The 21,829-nt window shown below is 54.0% G+C and carries 21 protein-coding genes; 11 read left to right on the forward strand and 10 right to left on the reverse strand.

The window, feature by feature from the left end; genetic code table 11:
* The first annotated feature begins 50 nt into the window (after positions 1-50).
* A complete protein-coding gene (nuoM, locus tag OGV85_RS14320) occupies positions 51-1,580 on the forward strand; it encodes an NADH-quinone oxidoreductase subunit M (RefSeq protein WP_003027692.1) in 1,530 nt (509 codons plus the stop codon).
* 6 nt (positions 1,581-1,586) lie between these two features.
* The gene (gene nuoN / locus OGV85_RS14325; protein WP_003027689.1) at positions 1,587-3,044 is read left to right on the forward strand and encodes an NADH-quinone oxidoreductase subunit NuoN; all 1,458 of its coding nucleotides are present in this window, start codon (positions 1,587-1,589) and stop codon (positions 3,042-3,044) included.
* Positions 3,045-3,103: 59 nt separating this feature from the next.
* Here nuoN and OGV85_RS14330 read toward each other — a convergent pair whose 3' ends face one another.
* Entirely contained in the window at positions 3,104-4,108 is a 1,005-nt protein-coding gene (locus OGV85_RS14330) for a chemotaxis protein (RefSeq protein WP_003839364.1), read from the reverse strand.
* 64 nt (positions 4,109-4,172) lie between these two features.
* Positions 4,173-5,090: a ribonuclease BN gene (gene rbn / locus OGV85_RS14335; protein WP_032949697.1), complete on the reverse strand. Its 918-nt coding sequence runs from the start codon at positions 5,088-5,090 to the stop codon at positions 4,173-4,175.
* 67 nt (positions 5,091-5,157) lie between these two features.
* Between rbn and OGV85_RS14340 the strand changes: the two genes are divergently transcribed.
* From OGV85_RS14340 to pmrD, 9 genes are all read left to right on the forward strand, one after another.
* On the forward strand, positions 5,158-5,619 hold the full coding sequence (locus OGV85_RS14340) for a GNAT family N-acetyltransferase (protein WP_061548516.1): 462 nt from the start codon (positions 5,158-5,160) through the stop codon (positions 5,617-5,619).
* Between the two features lie 63 nt (positions 5,620-5,682).
* The gene (gene elaB / locus OGV85_RS14345) at positions 5,683-5,988 is read left to right on the forward strand and encodes a stress response protein ElaB (protein WP_003027683.1); all 306 of its coding nucleotides are present in this window, start codon (positions 5,683-5,685) and stop codon (positions 5,986-5,988) included.
* A 104-nt stretch (positions 5,989-6,092) separates the two neighbouring features.
* Positions 6,093-7,391 (forward strand): isochorismate synthase MenF, encoded by a 1,299-nt coding sequence (menF, locus tag OGV85_RS14350; protein ID WP_061548517.1) that lies wholly within the window; start codon positions 6,093-6,095, stop codon positions 7,389-7,391.
* A gap of 84 nt (positions 7,392-7,475) precedes the next feature.
* Positions 7,476-9,146 carry a 2-succinyl-5-enolpyruvyl-6-hydroxy-3-cyclohexene-1-carboxylic-acid synthase gene (gene menD, locus OGV85_RS14355; RefSeq protein WP_003027675.1) on the forward strand — a complete coding sequence of 557 codons (1,671 nt, stop codon included), beginning with the start codon at positions 7,476-7,478 and terminating at the stop codon, positions 9,144-9,146.
* Positions 9,143-9,901 (forward strand): 2-succinyl-6-hydroxy-2,4-cyclohexadiene-1-carboxylate synthase, encoded by a 759-nt coding sequence (gene menH, locus OGV85_RS14360; RefSeq protein WP_061548518.1) that lies wholly within the window; start codon positions 9,143-9,145, stop codon positions 9,899-9,901. The genes menD and menH overlap by 4 nt, the downstream gene beginning before the upstream one ends.
* A 14-nt stretch (positions 9,902-9,915) precedes the next feature.
* On the forward strand, positions 9,916-10,773 hold the full coding sequence (menB, locus tag OGV85_RS14365; RefSeq protein ID WP_003027671.1) for a 1,4-dihydroxy-2-naphthoyl-CoA synthase: 858 nt from the start codon (positions 9,916-9,918) through the stop codon (positions 10,771-10,773).
* Complete coding sequence (gene menC / locus OGV85_RS14370; RefSeq protein WP_057063061.1) at positions 10,773-11,735, forward strand: o-succinylbenzoate synthase; 963 nt, start codon at positions 10,773-10,775, stop codon at positions 11,733-11,735. Before menB ends, menC begins: the two co-directional genes overlap by 1 nt.
* On the forward strand, positions 11,732-13,156 hold the full coding sequence (gene menE, locus OGV85_RS14375; protein ID WP_061548519.1) for an o-succinylbenzoate--CoA ligase: 1,425 nt from the start codon (positions 11,732-11,734) through the stop codon (positions 13,154-13,156). The genes menC and menE overlap by 4 nt, the downstream gene beginning before the upstream one ends.
* 95 nt (positions 13,157-13,251) lie before the next feature.
* On the forward strand, positions 13,252-13,515 hold the full coding sequence (pmrD, locus tag OGV85_RS14380; RefSeq protein WP_286553679.1) for a signal transduction protein PmrD: 264 nt from the start codon (positions 13,252-13,254) through the stop codon (positions 13,513-13,515).
* A 2-nt stretch (positions 13,516-13,517) separates the two neighbouring features.
* Here pmrD and arnF read toward each other — a convergent pair whose 3' ends face one another.
* The 8 genes from arnF to nudI form a co-directional block, all read right to left on the reverse strand.
* The gene (gene arnF, locus OGV85_RS14385) at positions 13,518-13,904 is read right to left on the reverse strand and encodes a 4-amino-4-deoxy-L-arabinose-phosphoundecaprenol flippase subunit ArnF (RefSeq protein WP_003027663.1); all 387 of its coding nucleotides are present in this window, start codon (positions 13,902-13,904) and stop codon (positions 13,518-13,520) included.
* Positions 13,904-14,239 (reverse strand): 4-amino-4-deoxy-L-arabinose-phosphoundecaprenol flippase subunit ArnE, encoded by a 336-nt coding sequence (gene arnE / locus OGV85_RS14390; RefSeq protein ID WP_003027661.1) that lies wholly within the window; start codon positions 14,237-14,239, stop codon positions 13,904-13,906. Before arnE ends, arnF begins: the two co-directional genes overlap by 1 nt.
* Positions 14,236-15,894, reverse strand: coding sequence for a lipid IV(A) 4-amino-4-deoxy-L-arabinosyltransferase (arnT, locus tag OGV85_RS14395; RefSeq protein ID WP_061548520.1), 1,659 nt, complete (start codon positions 15,892-15,894; stop codon positions 14,236-14,238). Before arnT ends, arnE begins: the two co-directional genes overlap by 4 nt.
* The gene (gene arnD, locus OGV85_RS14400) at positions 15,891-16,793 is read right to left on the reverse strand and encodes a 4-deoxy-4-formamido-L-arabinose-phosphoundecaprenol deformylase (protein WP_061548521.1); all 903 of its coding nucleotides are present in this window, start codon (positions 16,791-16,793) and stop codon (positions 15,891-15,893) included. The genes arnT and arnD overlap by 4 nt, the downstream gene beginning before the upstream one ends.
* On the reverse strand, positions 16,790-18,772 hold the full coding sequence (gene arnA, locus OGV85_RS14405; RefSeq protein ID WP_061548522.1) for a bifunctional UDP-4-amino-4-deoxy-L-arabinose formyltransferase/UDP-glucuronic acid oxidase ArnA: 1,983 nt from the start codon (positions 18,770-18,772) through the stop codon (positions 16,790-16,792). Before arnA ends, arnD begins: the two co-directional genes overlap by 4 nt.
* The gene (arnC, locus tag OGV85_RS14410; protein ID WP_003027648.1) at positions 18,769-19,752 is read right to left on the reverse strand and encodes an undecaprenyl-phosphate 4-deoxy-4-formamido-L-arabinose transferase; all 984 of its coding nucleotides are present in this window, start codon (positions 19,750-19,752) and stop codon (positions 18,769-18,771) included. The genes arnA and arnC overlap by 4 nt, the downstream gene beginning before the upstream one ends.
* 2 nt (positions 19,753-19,754) lie before the next feature.
* Positions 19,755-20,894, reverse strand: a complete 1,140-nt coding sequence (gene arnB / locus OGV85_RS14415; protein WP_061548523.1) for a UDP-4-amino-4-deoxy-L-arabinose aminotransferase — start codon at positions 20,892-20,894, stop codon at positions 19,755-19,757.
* A gap of 284 nt (positions 20,895-21,178) precedes the next feature.
* On the reverse strand, positions 21,179-21,604 hold the full coding sequence (nudI, locus tag OGV85_RS14420; protein WP_003027643.1) for a nucleoside triphosphatase NudI: 426 nt from the start codon (positions 21,602-21,604) through the stop codon (positions 21,179-21,181).
* Positions 21,605-21,829 lie beyond the last annotated feature (225 nt).

Raw genomic sequence — 21,829 nt, forward strand, 5'->3', positions numbered from 1 at the left:
TCGTTGAAAATCAGGTCCTGATGGGACTTTAACAAGGAATAAAGATCGCCATGTTACTACCCTGGCTAATATTAATTCCCTTTATCGGTGGCTTCCTGTGCTGGCAGACCGAACGCTTTGGCGTGAAGGTGCCGCGCTGGATCGCGCTGATTACCATGGGATTGACGCTGGCGCTTGGCCTGCAACTGTGGTTGCAGGGCGGCTATTCACTGACGCAATCCGCTGGCATTCCGCAGTGGCAGTCTGAGTTTGTCCTGCCGTGGATCCCACGTTTTGGCATCTCTATTCATCTGGCTATCGACGGTCTGTCGCTGCTGATGGTAGTGCTGACCGGTCTGCTCGGTGTTCTGGCGGTACTTTGCTCCTGGAATGAAATCGAAAAATACCAGGGCTTCTTCCATCTGAACCTGATGTGGATCTTAGGCGGCGTGATCGGCGTGTTCCTTGCCATCGACATGTTCCTGTTCTTCTTCTTCTGGGAAATGATGCTGGTGCCGATGTACTTCCTGATCGCGTTGTGGGGGCATAAAGCCTCTGACGGTAAAACGCGTATCACGGCGGCGACCAAGTTCTTCATTTATACCCAGGCGAGTGGTCTGGTGATGTTGATTGCCATCCTGGCGCTGGTGTTTGTGCACTATAAAGCGACCGGTGTGTGGACCTTCAACTATGAAGAGTTGCTGAATACCCCGATGTCCCACGGTGTGGAATATCTGCTGATGCTGGGCTTCTTCATCGCCTTCGCGGTGAAAATGCCGGTGGTTCCGCTGCACGGCTGGTTGCCGGATGCACACTCCCAGGCGCCGACGGCAGGTTCCGTTGACCTGGCGGGGATCTTGCTGAAAACCGCGGCTTATGGTCTGCTGCGCTTCTCTCTGCCGCTGTTCCCGAACGCGTCGGCGGAGTTTGCACCTATCGCAATGTGGCTGGGTGTTATCGGTATCTTCTACGGCGCGTGGATGGCCTTTAATCAGTACGATATCAAACGCCTGATCGCTTACACCTCCGTATCGCACATGGGCTTCGTACTGATTGCTATCTACACCGGCAGCCAGCTGGCGTACCAGGGTGCTGTTATCCAGATGATTGCGCACGGTCTGTCCGCAGCCGGTCTGTTCATTCTGTGTGGTCAGCTGTACGAACGTCTGCACACGCGTGATATGCGTATGATGGGCGGCCTGTGGGGCAAAATGAAATGGTTGCCTGCGCTGTCAATGTTCTTCGCCGTGTGTACTCTGGGTATGCCGGGTACAGGTAACTTCGTTGGCGAATTTATGATTCTGTTCGGCAGCTACCAGGTGGTTCCGGTCATTACCGTGATCTCGACCTTTGGTCTGGTGTTTGCCTCTGTTTACTCGCTGGCGATGTTGCATCGCGCTTACTTCGGTAAAGCGAAGAGCCAGATTGCCAGTGTTGAACTGCCAGGGATGTCGCTGCGTGAGCTGTTTATCATCCTGTTGCTGGTCGTGCTTCTGGTACTGCTTGGCTTCTATCCGCAGCCGATTCTGGATACCTCGCATTCTGCGATGAGCAACATCCAGCAGTGGTTTGTTAATTCCGTTACTACTACAAGGCCGTAAATCGCCATGACAATAACTCCACAACACCTGATTGCGCTGCTACCGCTGCTGATCGTCGGCTTGACGGTGGTGGTTGTGATGCTCTCCATTGCGTGGCGACGCAATCACTTCCTCAATGCCACGTTATCGGTCATTGGGCTTAACGCCGCGCTGGTTTCGCTCTGGTTTGTTGGCCAGGCGGGCGCCATGGACGTCACCCCGCTGATGCGGGTTGACGGTTTCGCCATGCTCTACACCGGACTGGTGCTGCTGGCGAGTCTTGCCACCTGTACCTTTGCTTACCCGTGGCTGGAAGGCTACGACGACAACCGGGAAGAGTTCTACCTGTTGGTGCTGATTGCCGCACTCGGCGGTATTCTGCTGGCTAACGCTAACCATCTGGCGGCGCTGTTCCTTGGTATTGAGCTGATCTCTCTGCCGCTGTTTGGTCTGGTTGGCTATGCGTTCCGTCAGAAACGTTCGCTGGAAGCCAGTATCAAATACACCATTCTGTCTGCCGCAGCGTCTTCCTTCCTGCTGTTCGGTATGGCGCTGGTGTACGCGCAGTCTGGCAATCTGTCGTTTGTTGCGCTCGGTAAGAGCCTCGGCGACGGCATGCTGCACGAACCGCTGCTGCTGGCGGGCTTCGGTCTGATGATTGTTGGCCTCGGCTTTAAACTTTCGCTGGTTCCGTTCCACCTGTGGACGCCAGACGTTTACCAGGGCGCTCCGGCTCCGGTTTCCACCTTCCTGGCGACGGCGAGCAAAATCGCTATCTTCGGCGTGGTGATGCGTCTGTTCCTGTACGCACCGGTAGGGGATAGCGAAGCGGTACGTATTGTACTGGGCGTGATTGCCTTTGCTTCCATCATCTTCGGTAACCTGATGGCGCTGAGCCAGACCAATATTAAACGTCTGCTCGGTTACTCTTCTATCTCTCATCTCGGCTACCTGCTGGTGGCGCTGATTGCTCTGCAGAGCGGCGAGATGTCGATGGAAGCGGTTGGCGTTTACCTGGCCGGTTACCTGTTCAGCAGCCTCGGCGCGTTCGGTGTGGTCAGCCTGATGTCCAGCCCGTACCGTGGCCCGGATGCGGACTCTCTGTTCTCCTACCGTGGTCTGTTCTGGCATCGTCCGATCCTCGCGGCAGTGATGACGGTAATGATGCTGTCTCTGGCCGGTATCCCGATGACGCTGGGCTTTATCGGTAAGTTCTACGTACTGGCAGTCGGTGTGCAGGCTAACCTGTGGTGGCTGGTTGCCGCTGTGGTGGTCGGTTCGGCGATTGGTTTGTACTACTACCTGCGTGTTGCCGTGAGCCTGTACCTGAGCGCACCGCAACAGCTGAACCGCGATGCGCCGTCTAACTGGCAGTACAGCGCGGGCGGTATCGTGGTGCTGATTTCTGCCCTGCTGGTACTGGTGCTGGGTATTTACCCGCAACCGCTGATCAGCATTGTGCAGTTAGCGACTCCGCTGATGTAAGGCTACATGCAGTAACGAAAAAACCCGCCTCGGCGGGTTTTTTTATGCGTGAAATACGGTCAGTTCAATAGCTGACGGCTCACCAGCGGACCGCTGATGCCTTTTGCTGTGCGATCCATCACTTCCTGGATCACTGAAGAAAGCTCATTGACTTCGAATTTGGCCACGTAGCCATCCGCTTTTACTCGGCGAACATGATCTTCGTTCGCACTACCGGAAAGCGAAGAGTGGATAACGACCGGGATCTTCTTCAGGCGTTCGTCGGTTTTTATTTTGCGGGTAAGCGTAAAACCGTCCATCTCCGGCATTTCGAGATCGGTGAGTACCAGGGCGATCTTCTCGCTAATAGGCTTGCCCTCCGCCAGTGCTTCTGCGGAAAGCTGCTGTATTTTTTCCCACGCATCCTGGCCCGTTACATGCATCAGATGCGGGATTTCCATGGCGTTAAGCCCTTTTTCCAGCATTGCGCGGGCCACTTTTGAATCATCTGCCACAATCGCCACCGCACCCGGCGTGATGTTGAATTTATTGGTTTTCAGATCGGTTGCGCGCAGGTCGTGGTTCGCCGGTACGATGTCATACAAGATCTGCTCAACGTCGAGCACCAGCGCCAGGTTGTTGGTTTCTTTGTTGTCGTCCAGGCAAGCGATACTGGTGATATAGCGACCATTGACGGCTTTCTCGGCGGTATGCACCTGTTGCCAGTCCAGGCGCATAATGTTTTCCACTGACTCCACCGCAAACGCCTGGACGCTGCGGGCATATTCTGTGATCAACAGGATGTTGAGTCCGGTCTCTGGTTTACAGCCCGCGACGGCGGGCAGGTCAATCACCGGGATCACCTGATCGCGAATATTAACCATACCCAGCAGCGGGGCCTTCATACCAGCCGGACGCGTAAAGGTCGGCATCGGCACGATTTCACGCAGCTTGAATACGTTGATGCCAAATAGCTCTGATTTCTGCTCCTCAACAGATTTGCCGAGGCGAAATAGCAGTAGTTCAAAACGGTTAGACAGGGTTAGGTTTGTCCTGTCATCAATATCTTTCTGGAAATTGTTCATCCTGTCCTCAGTGTGAAAGCCAGCCTTTCCACTGTTATCGGCACTGAGGCGGAAAAATAAAGCGTTAAACGCTGAAAATGGCGAAATCGTGAGCCAGTTCCGTGTCTGGAAAAATCGCTTTGCACTCTTCAAGCAAACGCTGACAGCCTTTTTCATCATAGCGTGAGCTAACGTGGGTCATGATCAGGCGTCCCACTCCGGCATCCAGCGCCAGCTGTGCGGCTTGTCGGGTTGAGCTGTGCCCGCGACTGTTCGCTTTCTCCTCCATTGAGGCATCCAGCGTGGTTTCGTGTACCATGACATCTACACCTCGAGCCAGTTCAATGGCGGACGCGCAGGGTCCTGTGTCACCGAAAATAGCGACTGATTTTCCCCTGGTGGCCGGGGCGAGGAAGTCGGCGCCGTGGATCGTACGTCCATCCTCCAGCACGATAGTTTTCCCGGCTTTCAAATCCTGAAACCACGGGCCCGCTTTAACACCTGCCGCCTTCAGGGCGTTAGCGTCAAGCGCACCGGGTTTGTCATGCTCTTGAATGCGAAAACCGTAGCACTCCAGCGGATGCGCCAGCGGGTACGCCGTGACTTTACGCAGGCCGTCATCGACAATCTCACCTGCGGTGATTTCCACAATTTCCATCGGATAATCGGTCCAGGAGCCGCTCAGACGTAATGCGGTTTCGGTAAACTCTCGCAACCCTTTTGGCCCGTAAAGCGTCAGAGGCTGGACATTGCCGGCCATTGAGCGACTGCACAGTAGTCCCGGTAAACCAAACAGGTGATCGCCGTGCAGATGGCTGATAAAAATACGATCGAGTTTTCCTGGATTGAAAGGAGTGGTGAGCATCTGATGCTGCGTCCCTTCACCGCAATCAAAAAGCCACAGCCCCGCCTGAGTCGGGTGTTGCAGATTCAGTAAAATAGCCGTTACATTGCGTGAGCGAGTGGGGACTCCCGCTGACGTGCCTAAAAATAGTAATTCCATCTTCGCGTTACACTTTTCGCCATCAATAAGGCAGGGTGTTCAGGTTATCACAACATAGGGGCAGACAATGATTCACTGGCAAGATCTCCACCATGCAAAGCTGAGTACCCAACAACTGTACGCACTACTTCAGTTGCGATGCGCGGTGTTTGTAGTTGAACAACAGTGTCCGTACCAGGATGTGGATGGCGATGACCTGGTTGGAGAGAATCGCCATATTCTGGGCTGGCATAACGATGAGCTGGTGGCGTATGCGAGGATTCTGAAAAGCGATGACGAGCTGGAGCCGGTGGTGATTGGTCGGGTAATTGTAAGCGAAGCGCTGCGCGGTGAAAAACTGGGGCAACAGCTGATGGCCCAGACGCTGGCATCCTGCGCGCAACACTGGCCACACAAGGCGTTATATCTGGGCGCGCAGGCGCATCTGCAATCGTTCTATACGCGCTTTGGCTTTGTTCCGGTAACGGATATCTATGACGAAGACGGTATTCCACACGTCGGAATGGCGCGGGAAGCACATCAGGCGTAAACAGGCGCAAACAGTCCAGGTTGTCTATAGTTAGCGGGTACGTCAATTGAAAGGGAGAATATAATGTCTTTTCATTCTTATGAATCACGTATCGATGATGATCTGGAATTATTAAGTGAAACGCTGGAAGAGGTGCTGCGTTCTTCTGGCGACCCAGCAGATCAAAAATACCTTGAGTTAAAAGCGCGGGCAGAACGGGCGTTAGAAGAGGTGAGAAATCGCGTCAGCCATGCTTCTGACAGCTACTATTACCGTGCGAAAAAAGCTGTTTGTCGGGCGGATGATTATGTGCACGAAAAACCCTGGCGCGGGATCGGCGTTGGCGCCACAGTCGGTTTAGTGATGGGATTATTGTTAGCACGGCGATAAATTCCGTTCTGTCATCGCATTTGTACGTACTCCCTAACTGGGGGTACTGCTTTTTCTGCTCAGTACCCCGTATAATGTGAGGTTTTTAACAGGGAGAGGTCCGCGTGCATTCAATCACTACTGCGCTGGAAAGTCTGATGCGTCATTTATCGCAAGAGATGCCAGCAGCACCTGGAATTCGTATTTACGATATACCTTTCCCACTGAATGATGCGTTTGACGCTTTAGGATGGCTGGCCAGTCAACCCGTCTGGCCCCAGTTTTACTGGCAGCAGCGTAACGGCGACGAAGAGGCCGCCGTATTAGGGGCCGTCGCCGCATTTTCCTCACTGGAATCAGCTCAGCAGTTTTTACGTCAGCATGATAATCATCCCGACCTGCGCATCTGGGGCCTGAATGCCTTTGAGCCACAGCGTGGCAATTTGCTGCTGCCGCGGCTGGAGTGGCGACGTTGCGCCGGAGTGGCGAGCTTACGCTTACATCTCTACAGCGACGTATCGTTACGTGACGACGCCGCGCAGGCGGTGGCGTTTATCTCATCGCTCGCCAATGTTAAGCCGCTACCCGCGTTGCGTCTCAGTTTGACGGGAGAACAGAACTGGCCAGATAAAGCGGGCTGGACAAATCTGATAAAACTCGCCACCCAAACGATCGCAGGAGAAGACCTCGATAAGGTCGTGCTGGCGCGGGCGACCGACTTACAGTTTTCTCAGCCGGTTAATGCCGCGGCCGTGATGGCATCCAGCCGTCGCTTAAACCTGAACTGCTACCATTTCTTTATGGCATTCTCTGCCGACTCCGCTTTTCTTGGCTCTTCCCCTGAGCGTCTGTATCGGCGGCGAGACACGGCGCTGCGCACCGAGGCGCTGGCCGGAACCGTGGCCAATCATCCAGAGGATCATCGGGCCTGGCAGTTGGGTGAATGGCTAATGAAAGATGATAAAAACCAGCGTGAGAATATGCTGGTGGTTGAAGATATTTGCCAGCGCCTGCAAGGATGTACGCAAACTCTCGACGTGCTGCCGCCACAGGTGCTCAGGCTGCGTAAAGTGCAGCACCTGCGCCGTTGCATCTGGACGGAACTGAATCAGGCCGACGATACGCTTTGCCTGATGCAACTCCAGCCCACGGCGGCTGTCGCCGGTATTCCGCGAGAGCTGGCGCGTGAATTCATCCAACAAAATGAACCCTTTGAACGTGAGTGGTATGCCGGTTCTGCGGGTTATCTTTCACGGCGCCAAAGTGAGTTTTGCGTGTCACTACGTTCGGCGAAAATTAGCGCAAACGTGGTGCGCCTGTATGCCGGGGCAGGGATCGTACGTGGTTCAGATCCTGAGCAGGAATGGCAAGAAATAGACAACAAAGCGGCGGGTTTACGTACTTTATTACAGATGGAAGCCTAATGAGTCACACATTACCGACTCATATCAAAAATCCATTTATTCGATTCTTTATACTGTGTCGCAATATTGATACCGGACAATCTCATGTCAGTAAGCGCATTTAACCGACGCTGGGCGGCGGTCATTCTGGAAGCACTCACTCGCCACGGCGTCAGGCATGTCTGCATTGCCCCTGGCTCTCGTTCTACACCGTTGACGCTGGCGGCAGCGGAAAACCCCGCATTCATCCATCACACCCATTTTGACGAGCGTGGTCTTGGGCATCTGGCCTTAGGTCTGGCAAAAGTTAGCCGTCAGCCTGTCGCCGTGATTGTGACGTCCGGTACCGCGGTGGCGAATTTATATCCCGCGTTGATTGAAGCGGGCCTGACCGGTGAAAAACTAATTTTACTTACGGCAGACCGACCGCCAGAGCTTATCGACTGTGGTGCGAACCAGGCGATTCGTCAGGCCGGAATGTTTGCCTCGCATCCATCGCAAACGCTCTCTTTACCGCGTCCGACTCAGGACATTCCGGCAAGCTGGCTGGTGTCCACTATTGATAATGCGTTAGCAACCCTGCATAGCGGGGCGGTTCATATCAATTGCCCGTTTGCGGAACCGCTGTATGGCGATATGGACGAAACGGGGATTGCCTGGCAGCAGCGCCTCGGCGACTGGTGGCAGGACGATAAACCCTGGCTGCGAGAAGCGCGTCGGCTGGAAAGCGACAAACAGCGCGACTGGTTTTTCTGGCGACAAAAACGCGGCGTAGTCATTGCGGGCCGCATGAGCGCTGAAGAAGGTAAGAAGGTTGCGCAGTGGGCGCAGACGTTAGGCTGGCCGCTGATTGGTGATGTTCTGTCGCAAACCGGACAACCGCTGCCGTGCGCCGACCTGTGGCTGGGAAATGCGAAAGCGGTAGCTGAGTTACAGCAGGCGCAGATTGTGGTGCAGCTTGGCAGCAGCCTGACCGGAAAACGACTCCTGCAATGGCAGGCCAGCTGCGATCCGCAGGAATACTGGATTGTCGATAATATCGAAGGCCGCCTCGATCCGGCTCACCATCGTGGCCGCAGGCTGGTGGCGAAAGTTGGCGACTGGCTGGAGCTGCATCCGGCGGAGAAACGTCAGCCCTGGCACGTGGAAATCCCTCGTCTGGCGCAACTGGCCTGGCAGGCGGTAGAAGCCCGTCGTGAGGCGTTTGGTGAAGCGCAATTAGCCCACCGTATTCGTGAATACTTGCCGGAGCAGGGGCAGCTGTTCGTGGGTAACAGTCTGGTGGTACGCCTGATTGATGCGCTGTCGCAGCTTCCGGCTGGTTACCCGGTCTATAGCAACCGTGGCGCGAGCGGTATTGACGGCCTGCTGTCAACGGCAGCAGGTGTACAGCGTGCCAGCGCGAAATCGACGCTGGCGATTGTTGGCGATTTATCTGCATTGTATGACCTGAATGCGCTGGCGTTATTGCGCCAGGTTTCTGCACCGTTTGTCCTGATAGTGGTCAACAATAACGGCGGACAGATTTTTTCTCTGCTGCCGACGCCAGCCAGCGAACGCGAACGGTTCTATCTGATGCCGCAGAACGTACATTTCGAGCATGCTGCCGCCATGTTTAACCTTAAATACCAGCGCCCGGAAAACTGGGAGCAACTGGAGAGCGCGTTGACTAACGCCTGGCGTACTCCTGCGGCCACGGTGATTGAGCTGGTGGTGAATGAAACTGACGGGGCGCAAACCTTGCAGCAACTGCTGGCGAAGGTAAGTCATCTATGATCCTGCATGCGCAGGCGAAAGAGGGCCAGACGGGATTTCCCTGGCTGGTTTTCCTGCACGGTTTCTCTGGCGATTGTCGGGAATGGCAGACTGTCGGCGAAGCGTTTCAGGATTATTCGCGGCTATACATCGATCTGCCGGGACACGGTGGCTCTGCTGACATCAGCGTGAGCGGATTCGATGACGTAAACGTTTTGCTGCGTAACACTCTGCTTAGTTACAACATACACAACTACTGGCTGGTGGGATACTCTCTTGGTGGCAGAGTCGCGATGATGGCGGCCTGTCAGGAGATGCCTGGGCTTTGTGGTCTGGTGGTTGAAGGTGGACATCCAGGCTTGCAAGGCGAAGAAGCGCGCGTTCAGCGTCGTCTCTCGGATGGCCGCTGGGCTGCGCGTTTTCGCGCAGAGTCGCTACGTGAGGTGTTTAATGACTGGTATCAACAGCCCGTTTTTTCCTCGCTGAACACGGCGCAAAGAGAGGCGCTGGTCGCTCTGCGTAGCCAGAATAATGGGCAAACGCTGGCGGCAATGCTGGAGGCCACCTCGCTTGCCGTACAACCTGATTTACGTGCGCAACTCACGACGTGCACATTTCCGTTTTATTATTTATGTGGTGAACGTGACGATAAATTCCGCACTCTGGCGGCGGAAATATCAGTACCAAACCATGTGATTCGTAATGCCGGACACAACGCGCATCGGGACAACCCCGCGGGTGTAGTGGACTGTCTGGCTCAGATTCTGCGTCGCTGACTATAGGACATTTTATGATCTATCCTGATGAAACAATGCTTTACGCACCGGTAGAATGGCACGATTGCTCTGAAGGCTATACCGACATTCTTTACGAGAAATCCACCGACGGTATCGCAAAAATCACCATTAATCGTCCGCAGGTACGCAATGCCTTCCGTCCGGTCACTGTGAAAGAGATGATCCAGGCGCTGGCGGATGCTCGCTATGATGACAACATCGGCGTAATTATTCTGACCGGTGCTGGCGACAAAGCGTTCTGCGCAGGCGGCGATCAGAAGGTACGTGGCGACTACGGCGGATACCAGGATGACTCCGGTGTGCATCACCTGAACGTGCTGGACTTCCAGCGTCAGATTCGTACCTGTCCGAAACCGGTCGTGGCGATGGTTGCAGGTTTCTCCATTGGCGGCGGTCATGTGCTGCACATGATGTGTGACCTGACCATTGCGGCTGAAAACGCCATCTTCGGTCAGACCGGTCCGAAAGTCGGTTCCTTCGACGGCGGTTGGGGCGCTTCCTATATGGCGCGCATCGTCGGTCAGAAAAAAGCGCGTGAAATCTGGTTCCTGTGCCGTCAGTACGATGCGAAACAGGCGCTGGATATGGGGCTGGTCAACACCGTGGTTCCGCTGGCGGATCTGGAAAAAGAGACAGTACGCTGGTGTCGCGAAATGCTGCAAAACAGCCCAATGGCGCTGCGCTGCCTGAAAGCTGCACTGAACGCCGACTGTGATGGTCAGGCAGGTCTGCAGGAGCTGGCAGGTAACGCCACTATGCTGTTCTACATGACGGAAGAAGGTCAGGAAGGCCGTAACGCCTTTAACCAGAAACGTCAGCCTGATTTCAGCAAATTCAAACGGAATCCGTAATGCGTAGCGCGCAGGTATACCGCTGGCAGATCCCCATGGACGCGGGGGTGATTCTGCGCGACAGGCGGTTAAAAACGCGTGACGGGTTATACGTATTTCTTCGTGACGGTGAGCGTGAAGGGTGGGGAGAAATCTCCCCGCTGCCGGGCTTCAGTCAGGAAAGCTGGGAAGAAGCGCAAACCGAGTTGCTGGCCTGGGTGAAAGGCTGGCTGCAAGGGGATGCCTCCTTACCGCAACTGCCTTCGGTCGCCTTTGGCGTAAGCTGTGCGCTGGCCGAACTGGCTGGCGTATTGCCACAGGACGCAGACTATCGTGCTGCACCGCTGTGTACGGGCGATCCTGACGATCTGGTACTGCAACTGGCGGACATGCCGGGCGAAAAAGTGGCGAAGATTAAGGTCGGTCTGTATGAAGCGGTTCGCGACGGCATGGTAGCCAATCTGTTACTTGAGGCGATCCCGGAGCTGCATTTGCGACTTGACGCCAACCGGGCCTGGACGCCGTTGAAAGCTCAGCAGTTCGCGAAATACGTTAATCCGGAGTACCGTGGACGCATTGCCTTCCTCGAAGAACCGTGCAAAACCCGTGATGATTCTCGTGCCTTCGCGCGTGAAACCGGCATTGCCATCGCCTGGGATGAAAGTCTGCGTGAAGCGGATTTCACCTTCGAAGCCGAAGAGGGCGTCAAGGCTGTGGTTATCAAACCTACGCTGACCGGCAGTCTCGATAAAGTCCGTGAACAGGTGGCAGCGGCGCATGCGCTTGGTCTTACTGCCGTTATCAGTTCGTCAATCGAGTCGAGTCTGGGCTTAACCCAGCTGGCGCGAATTGCCGCCTGGTTGACGCCGCAAACCATCCCGGGTCTGGATACCCTGAGCCTGATGCAGTGCCAGCAGGTACGCACCTGGCCGGGTAGCGCATTGCCGTGTATCGACGTTGATGCGCTGGAACGTCTGCTATGACCCAGCAGGAAATGCCCGATAGCGTGAGCTTATCGGGCCTGATACAACCCAGTGACTGGCCGTGGCGTCACTGGCGACAGGTTCGTGCGAAGGCGCCAGCCTTACGCCTCAACGATGAGGCATTAAGCTGGAGCGAGCTCTGCGCGCGCATCGACCATCTGGCCTGCGGTTTTGCCGCTCAGGGCGTGGAAGAAGGCGATGGCGTCCTGCTTCGCGCCTGGAATCATCCGCGCGCTTTGCTGGCCTGGCTCGCGCTGCTGCAGTGTGGGGCGCGGGTTTTACCTGTGAACCCACAGTTGCCTCAGTCGCTGCTTGATGCGCTGGTCCCGGACTTAACGCTACGTTTTGCGCTGGATCTGGAGGCTGCTATCGCACTCCCGGAACTCAGTCCGTTACAGATGCAGTCGTTGCCAGGCGATCACGCCGCCGCATGGTTGCCCGAGCGTTTGAGCACGATGACGTTAACCTCAGGTTCTACCGGATTACCAAAGGCGGCGGTGCATACCTGTCAGGCGCATCTGGCAAGCGCGCAGGGCGTACTGTCATTAATGCCGTTTGGTGCTGAGGATGACTGGCTGCTCTCATTGCCGCTGTTTCATGTTTCCGGGCAGGGCATTTTGTGGCGATGGTTGTTCGCCGGAGCGCGAATGACCGTGCGCGACAAACAGCCGCTGGATCAAATGCTGGCTGGATGCACTCACGCTTCACTGGTGCCCACGCAACTGTGGCGCTTACTTGTTAATAACACACCAGTCACGCTAAAAGCGGTGCTGCTGGGCGGTGCGGCAATTCCTGTTGAGTTGACGGAACAGGCGCGTGAACAGGGGATTCGTTGCTGGTGCGGTTACGGATTGACGGAGTTTGCTTCTACGGTTTGTGCGAAAGAGGCAGATGGCCTGGCGGATGTGGGCTCTGCTTTACCAGGGCGGGAAGTCAGGATCGTTAATGACGAAGTTTGGCTACGAGCCGCCAGCATGGCGCAAGGTTACTGGCGTAACGGACAGCTTATGCCTTTAGTGAACGCGGAAGGCTGGTTTGCAACCCGCGATCGCGGCGTGTTGAAGGACGGCAAGTTAACCATTGTCGGTCGTATGGACAATCTGTTCTTTAGCGGCGGGGAAGGCATACAGCCGGAAGAGGTGGAACGCGTGATTACCGCACACCCACATGTTCTGCAGGCCTTTATTGTGCCGATAGAAGACAAAGAATTTGGCCATCGCCCGGTGGCGGTCGTTGAGTATGACGCTAATGCTGGAGAAACTAATCTGGCAGAGTGGGTAAAAGATAAGCTGGCCCGCTTTCAGCAACCGGTATGTTGGTTGACATTGCCACCCGAGCTTAAAGCCGGAGGGATTAAAATCTCGCGTCGTGCGTTGTCGGATTGGGTAAGTGCTTCATCATTAACATTAAGAAAGCATTAATTACATTTCTCATTTTTGTCATTCCGCAGCTATTGTCCTTTTGTTTATCTGCTAAAGTGTAACCTATTGTGAAATTTATTAACAAAAGGTGCGCTATGGAATGGCATGTGAAGAAGTCTTGCTGTCACAAGAAAGCAGGGAGGCTCTATATCGTACTTTGCGATAGTGGTGGTTCGCTTAAGATGCTCGCTGAGGCGCAATCTTTCGAGCGGGTTAAACCTGGCAATCTTCTTTCACCGCTGAAAGATGCGCAGTATTGTGTTAATCGTGATGCATCCCGCGTGATTAAAATAATCGATGCCAGACAGTACATATGTGACGAATGGGAGCGCCTGTTACGACTGTCGGCAGATAAATGAGCTCAGCGCCGGTGCTTGTCTGCAGGCAGAAAAATCGTCATTAAACCCGCCATGATGCACAGTACCCCAACCAGCGCCTTTACTGAAAATGTTCCCTGCCAGCCGGGCAGAATCATTGATGCAACCCAAACCAGCACATAGCTCAGGCTGAGCAGGGCATAAGCTTTGCTCAGCGCGAGCTGGTGCAGGGCTTTATGCCAGCATATAACCGACAGCAAATAGCCTGCCAGCCCGGCAGATAAAGCAAACGCTCCAATACTGAGAGAGAATACGGCGGAGATGAACGCCAGCGGCTGCATCATTGGCGGCAGATTATCCATTGCGAAGCCGAGGCTCAACTGGGCTGCGGAGGTGATAATAACGCTACATAATCCCCAAAAGATGCCCATTACACTGCGCTCCCAAGAATAAAAATGCCGGTAATGATCAGCCCAACTCCCAGCCAGTGGCGTGTAGTGACGGGTTCGCGCCAGATTTTCCACGCGGCCAGCGTCACCCATACAAAGTTAAGACTCAGCATGGGGTAGGCGATGCCGACAGGAATGTTCTGCAGTACCGCCAGCCATAGCAGCATGGCCAGACCGAGGCTTGCCAGAGCAAGCCCAATCCATTGCGTGACGTGGCGTTTTCGCGCACGAACGGACACTGGTCGGGTCGCCTGCTTCTGGCATAGCTGGCCGCAGACGCTGAGCAGGCTGGCGAGAACTAAGGCTATCCAGATCATTTTGGTCGATACTGAATCAGAACCAGTCGCCCCTGATTATCAATGTAATCAGCGGGAGGGATGGCGAGTTGATTAATATCTTCATCCTTATCAATCGTGAGCACGAGCGTAATATTTCCTTGCTGACGATGTTGCGCTAACCAGTCGGCAAAGTCTTCCCGACTGACAAAGCGCCCCTGAGCATCCGGGTAGTTGAGGCCATATTTTAACTCGCCCGTTTGGCCATACATTATGATGTCGTCACGCTTCAGGCTCCAGGCCAGCCCTGCGGCAACACCAACGTTGTCGGTGAGAATGTAACGGCTCGACTCCAGCGACTCTTTAGTCATCTCGACAAAAAACTGCGGCTGTTTAGACTCCATCACCCGGTCAGGGACTGAGAAACCAAACAACAGCGCGAGTCCCAGCGGGCACAGCGCGGCGAATTTCCAGTTCTTCTCGCGGTTATTTAGCGTATACCAGCCGAACAGTGCCCAGGTGATAAAAATGCCCCACGCGCAAAACACCTTATACGTTTCGATATGCGACCAGACCGGCGTCTTTAACGGACCCAATGTGGAAACAATAAATGTGGCGACAATGCCGGTCACGCCGAACAGCACGTTGATCCAGCCATTCACACGCAGTGCGGCGGAGCCTTTTTCCGCGGCCTGCAGGCCGAAACGCGCCGTTAATATCGCCAGCGGGGCGAAGCAAGAAAGAATATAGGTTGGCAGTTTTCCTTTGGCGATGCTGAAAAACAGGATTGGCATGACAATCCAGCTTAACAGGTACAGCGCGCTGCGCGGAACATCCCGCTCACGCCAGCCCGTACGCAGCGCGCCGGGGAGCAGCCCGAGCCATGGTAATGCGCCAGCCACGAATACCGGAATGTAGTACCAGATGGGAGCCTTGTGTTGGGCATCATCCTGTGCGAAGCGTTGAATATGTTCAACCCAGAAGAAGTAATGCCAGAAATCCGGCTCACGCTGGGCAATCGCTATTCCCCACGGCAGCACAATCACGACGCAGCCGATAACCGCCAGCAGACCGTAGAGCATGAGATCTTTCCAGCGCTTTTGCGCGAAAACCCACGGCAGTACGCTGAGCACAGGAACGGCAAGCGCCAGGAAGCCCTTGGTCATCACGCCCATACCGCAGGTTAACCCTAACAGCAAAAAAACGATGATTTTGCGCGTTCTGGTGGTGGCCTGCATGCCTTCCCAAAAACAGCACATGCCCGCCATCAGCCAAAGCGCAATTATGGGATCAAGTACCGCGTAGGTACCGATGCTGTAAACTGAAAAGAACGTTAAAAAGATAGCAGAAGAGAGTACGGCGGTACGCTTATCCTGCCATAACCGCATGGCAAGCCAGGCTACCAGTAGCGCCGTCAGCAAGGTGGCCAAAATAGCCCCCGCTCTGACGCCAAAATTATTAGCACCAAATAGCCATTGTCCGATGCTGTTTAACCAATATCCGGCAATCGGTTTTTCGAAGTAACGGAGTCCTAAAAAGTGCGGCACGATCCAGTCGCCGGACGTCAGCATTTCCCGACTGATTTCGGCATAGCGCGTTTCATCAGGCTGCCAGAGCAGGCGACTGTTGATAGGGAGAATAAAATACAGCGCAATAAACGCGATACAGGCCAGAGTGTAGCGGGCAGCAGGTTTCATTGTGTCGCACTCATCGGTTGTTGGCAGCCGAGCCATCCCTCTCTGCCCGGTATTTTTCCCCGCACGATCTGCCCTGTTGGCAGCGTGCTGATATCGTCTGGTAACAGCTCGCCAAGCGGGCAAAATGTCATCCCCATGTCGGCGGCGCGAGTAAGCAGCTCGTCAAAATTCTGATGAAAGGCGATGCCTTCAACTTCCGCATGAATGGTGTACACCGGTGTTCCTCTGCTCATCTGGATGTGGGAGAGAATATAAGCGTTGAAGTCCACCGCCTGGATCTCCTGACCAACCACTTCATCCCATGTTGGTAACGTGACGGGAATTTGCGGCGTACCTGTTTTCCCGGACGCCAGTACAGGACGAAATAAAGACGTTCCCCGACAGTCGCTGTTATAGCGTAAATGGAACGTTTCTTTTGCCTCGACGACGCGGTTGTCGGCACGCCATCCGGCAACCGCAGAACAGGTAACCGGTTGTCCGATGATGGCTTCAAGGGCGGTAATGCCTTGTGAAATATCATCAATCAGCTGTTTATCATTCCAGTTTCCGCTTCGCGCTTGCCAGGCATGGTGATCCCAGGCATGCAAACCGGTTTCATGAATCAGGGCGGTTTGCGCAATGATCGCCGCATTGGCCTGGCCAATCTCTTTTCCCGGCCACGCGGTTCCCGCGAGCAATATATCCCATCCGTAGAGCGATGCTGCGTTTGAGCGCAGCATTTTCCACAGAAATTGTGGCTTCACAAGACGCCAGAGATGGCGCCCCATGTTGTCAGGTCCAACGCTAAAGAAAAAACTTGCCCGAACGTTATGCCGGTTCAATGTCTCCAACAGGCGGGGCACACCTTCGCGCGTCCCCCGGAAAGTATCGACATCAATGCGCAAGCCTACTTTGGTCATGATGTGTGTTCCGTGATATCCACACTGCGTAAGAAGAAGTCCAGCGTCTCTTCTACCGTTTCCTGCATCTCAATGGTGGGCTCCCAGTTCAGGCAGCGTTTTGCATTACGAATGTTGGGCTTACGATGCTCAACGTCCTGATAACCTTTACCATAGTAGCTGCTGCTTTCGACGTCACGGAAACCGGCAAACGGCGGGAAGTGGTTGCGTAATGGGTGTTTTTCAAAGCAGGTAAGCAGCATTTCTGCCAGTTCCTGAATACTGGCCTCATTCTCCGGATTACCGATGTTGATAATTTCGCCATCGCAGCGTCCGCCTTCGTTTTCAATGATGCGGTACAGGGCTTCGATACCATCGCGAATATCAGTAAAGCAGCGTTTTTGCTTACCGCCTTCAATCAGCTTAATCGGTGAACCTTCCACCAGATTGAGGATCAATTGAGTAATGGCGCGTGAGCTGCCGATACGCGCGGCGTTAAGGCTGTCCAGACGCGGTCCCATCCAGTTAAACGGACGGAACAGGGTGAAGCGCAATCCCTCTTTTTCGCCGTATGCCCAGATTACGCGGTCCAGCAACTGCTTGGAAACGGAGTAGATCCAGCGTGGTTTATTCACCGGACCGACGATCAGGTTCGAGCTGTCTTCATCAAAAACTTTGTCGGTACACATGCCGTAGACTTCGGAGGTTGACGGGAAAATGATGCGCTTACGGTATTTCACGCAGTAGCGAATGATTTTCAGGTTCTCTTCAAAATCGAGCTCAAACACGCGCAGCGGGTTGCGGGTATATTCGATTGGCGTGGCGATCGCTACCAGCGGCAGCACGACGTCGCATTTTTTCACATGATATTCAATCCATTCGGAGTGAATGCTGATATCGCCTTCGACGAAATGGAATCGTGGATGCTGCAGAAAACGACTAATGGCGTCGCTGCCAATGTCGAGTCCATACACTTCGTAATTGTCTTCTTGCAACAGGCGTTCGGTCAGATGGTTACCAATGAAGCCATTGACGCCAAGGATCAGCACGCGAGTACGGCGTTTAGCGGTAGTAACTGACTGGCTGTTCAGGCGAGAACCTGGTACCAGGCCCAGAACCTGCGCCAGCTGTGACCCCTGCATGGCAATACCATCGCCAGCTTGCCCGGTAATAATCTCCAGTGCGCCATCAGCGCAGGCGATCAGCAAAGGAGAAACGGAGATGACGGTTCCTGGCTGGGCTGCGCGGTCATTTTTGCAAACACGTGACGACCAGACGGTGAATTTTTGCGTGCCAACATAGCTAAATGCGCCCGGCCATGGATCGCTGACGGCGCGTACCTGGTTATGCAACTCTGCAGCTGGTTTGTTCCAGTCGAGGAAGCTATCTTCCGGCGTACGGCGACCAAAACAGGTCGCCTCTGCTTCCTGTTGGGGGTGTTCTGCATAATCTCCCGTTTTAATCGCGGGCAGCGCCTCTTCCAGTAACTGACGCGCAGCCTGGCACAACTTATGGTGCAGCGTTAACGCCACATCATCGGGCGAAATAGCAACCTGCTGCTGGGCAACAATGGCACCGGCATCCGCGCGTTTGACCATCCGGTGAAGCGTGACGCCGGTTTCGGTTTCACCATTGACCAGTACCCAGTTCAGCGGTGCGCGGCCACGGTATTTGGGCAGTAGCGAGCCGTGCAGATTAAATGCACCCTTAGGGGCAAGGCTGAGGATCTCATCACTCAGTAAATGGCGATAGTAGAATGAGAAGATAACATCAGGTGCCAGTTGGCTAATGCGCTCAATCCACAGGGGATGATTAACCTCGTCCGGGGCGTAAACCGGAATACCGGCGCTGGCCGCGAGGCGGGAAACAGATCCAAAAAACGCTTTTTCACCCGGATTGTCGGTGTGCGTAAAAATGGCAGCGATTTCATAACCTGCATCCAACAAGGCCTGGACACCCTGACATCCCATATCGTGATAGGCAAATACGACGGCTTTCATGCGCGGTTTTCCTCGGTTGACTGCGTGGTTTGTGGGCGGATAACGTGTTGAACAAAATAGCGGGGGCGGGCGCGGACATCGTTATAGATGCGACCGATATATTCGCCGAGTAAACCCATGCCAATAAACTGTGCGCCGATAAAGGTAAACAGGACGGCAAACAGCATGAATACCCCTTCCGCTGCCCACTGTGGGCCGAGCGTCAGGCGCAGAACAACAAGCAAGACTGATAAGGTAAAGCCCGTGGCGGCGATCACGCTGCCCAACAGACTCAGCATGCGAAGCGGTGTTGTGGTAAGGCAAGTCACCAGGTCATACATCAGGTTGATCAGACGCATGAAGCTGTATTTGGAGTCACCAAATTCGCGCTCTGCATGATGTACCGGGATCTCCGTAGCGCGACGGGCAAAAATGTTGGCCAGAATAGGGATAAAGGTGCTGCGCTCCTGGCAATGCAGCATGGCATCGACGATGTGACGGCGATAGGCGCGTAGCATGCAGCCGTAGTCGCCCATTGCTTTACCGGTGGTTCGTTGGATCAGATGGTTGATCATTCGTGAGGCGGTCTTACGAAATACGCTGTCCTGACGATTCTGACGTACCGTTCCCACCACATCGAAACCTTCATCTGCGGTGGCGACCAGTCGCGGGATCTCCTCCGGCGGGTTCTGCAAATCGGCATCCAGTGTGATGATCAAGTCTCCGGTGACATGGCTGAAACCGGCCATAATCGCCGAGTGCTGTCCGTAATTGCGATTCAGCAAAATAGAAACAATATGGCTGTTTGGTGCCTGGGAGGCATTCATCATCAACTGAGCGGAATTGTCACTGCTACCGTCGTCGATTAGCAGAATTTCATAGTCTTTACCCAATTTCTCGCAGGCGGCGCTGGTGCGTCTGATTAACTCTGGCAGGCTTTCCTGTTCATTAAAAACGGGAATGACCACCGAGACTTTTTTGATTGGTGCTGCTTCAAACATGATTATTGTCCTGCAATCTCGCGAAGTGCCGTAATGACCCGCTGGGTATCCGCTTCGGTCATGTCTGGGAATAACGGCAGCGAGCAGATGCGCGCGCTGTTCCATTCAGTATTTGGGAGCGAAAGGGTAGTGAAGCGTTCGCGATAATATTTTTGCGTATGGGCTGCACGAAAATGCAGACCGGTGCCGATATCTTTAGTCTTCAGCGCTTCCATCAGGGCATCTCTGCTCAGCCCGCAGCGGGTTTCGTCAACACGAATGATGAATAAGTGCCAGGCATGAACGTGCGGCCACCGGGGCAGGTCCAGCGGTTGAAATGGCGTATCAACCAGCGCCTGCTGATATTGCTGGGCAATTTGCGCCCGGCGTGAATTCAGTTGCTCCAGCTTATTCAGCTGTACCAACGCAATAGCGGCATTGATATCCGTCAGGTTGTATTTGTATCCTGGCGCAAGCACTTCGGCCTGCGGTGCCCGGCCATAGGTTTGTCGATCAAAAGCATCAACGCCCAGACCGTGAAACTTCAGGCTGCGAAGCCGCTGGGCAAGCTGGCTGTCGTCGGTAACAATCAGTCCACCTTCTGCGCAGGTGATATTTTTGATGGCGTGAAACGAGAAGATTGCCGTACCGCGCGCCCCGACATGACGGCCCTTATACAATGTCCCTACGGCATGGGCCGCATCTTCTATTACCGGGATGCCATAACGCTCGCCAATGGCATAAATTGCGTCAAGATCGGCGGGGGCGCCTGCGTAATGTACTGGAACAATGGCTTTGGTTCGTGGGGTAATGGCGGCTTCAATTTGCTCAGGTGTGACCATAAGTGTATCGCGGTCGACGTCGACCATGACTGGCGTCGCACCCAGCAAGACAATCATGTTGAGGGTGGAAACCCACGTCATCGACGGCGTAATGACCTCATCGCCTGCACCTATGCCCAACGCCATCAGTGTGATGTGCATACCTGCCGTGGCAGAGCAGACGGCGACAGCGTGTTGATTTCCTGTGAGCTGACAGAAGGCTTCTTCCAGCTGTTGGTTCTTCGGGCCAGTGGTTATCCATCCAGAGTCCAGCACCGCTTTTACAGCGGCAAGCTCTTCAGCACCCATTGCCGGGCGAGAGAAAGGCAAAAAGTCAGACATCATTATTCCTTCAAGCCATTTAACGCTACCGAAGTTTTATTTTTAGGACTAAACAGGGGCGTCGTTAATTATTTCATCAGGCTACAAAGGTTAATGGCCGAAGGTTAATTTATCCTTAAGGGTTTAAGGTTTGGGAGATAATAACAAAGACAGTGGGGAGTGGTTTATTTGTTTGAATATAAAGAGTTTTTAGTCATTATGGCGGTATTGTTCTCTGTTGCTGAATGCTGAGAGCAATACCGCTAATGTGATCATTGTTTATATTACGTTTAAACTCGGGGGACTTACAGTAACCCTTTCAAGGTTAACGTTTTACGTGTGGCGATATTTAAGTCGTAGGTGCCAAGATCTTCCGCTTTAACCCATGCGAACGCCTGGAACTCTTCGTTAATGTTCACTTCACGATTAGCTGCCACACAATCGAAGATGAGATAAATCATATAAATCTCTTCCTGGCTGCCATCCGCGTACGTTTTAGTACGAATATCGTCACTGAAAGTCCATGGCGTAATTTCTGATAACACCAGCTGCTCGCCCAGCTCCTCTCTCACTTCCCGGCGCAAAGCTTCTTCGATGCGCTCACCCGGTTCAACGCCACCGCCAGAAAGCGCCCACTGACCGGGAAACACACCGCGGTCGTCAGCCATTTTGCAGAGTAAATAGCAGCCATCGTTTTGAATTAATGGGCAAACAATTGTTCTTTGGCGCATAGGTCAAGTCCTTGCAGGGGCGGGTATTAAGAATTCCATCATCCACCTATCTTACCTCTTGCTGGCTGGAGAAAAAACGCTTCATCGACGATTAAGTCCGTACGGGCGAGGAAAAATTGATTGTTGTTGAAAATGGCGTTCAGGGATGCAAACGATAGATTACATACAAAAATTTAACCTTATCTAATCTCATTAAGTAGTATTTAGTTACAATATGGTCTTGCA

The organism is Citrobacter sp. Cf132 (assembly GCF_030333885.1).
Taxonomy (GTDB): Bacteria; Pseudomonadota; Gammaproteobacteria; order Enterobacterales; family Enterobacteriaceae; genus Citrobacter; species Citrobacter freundii.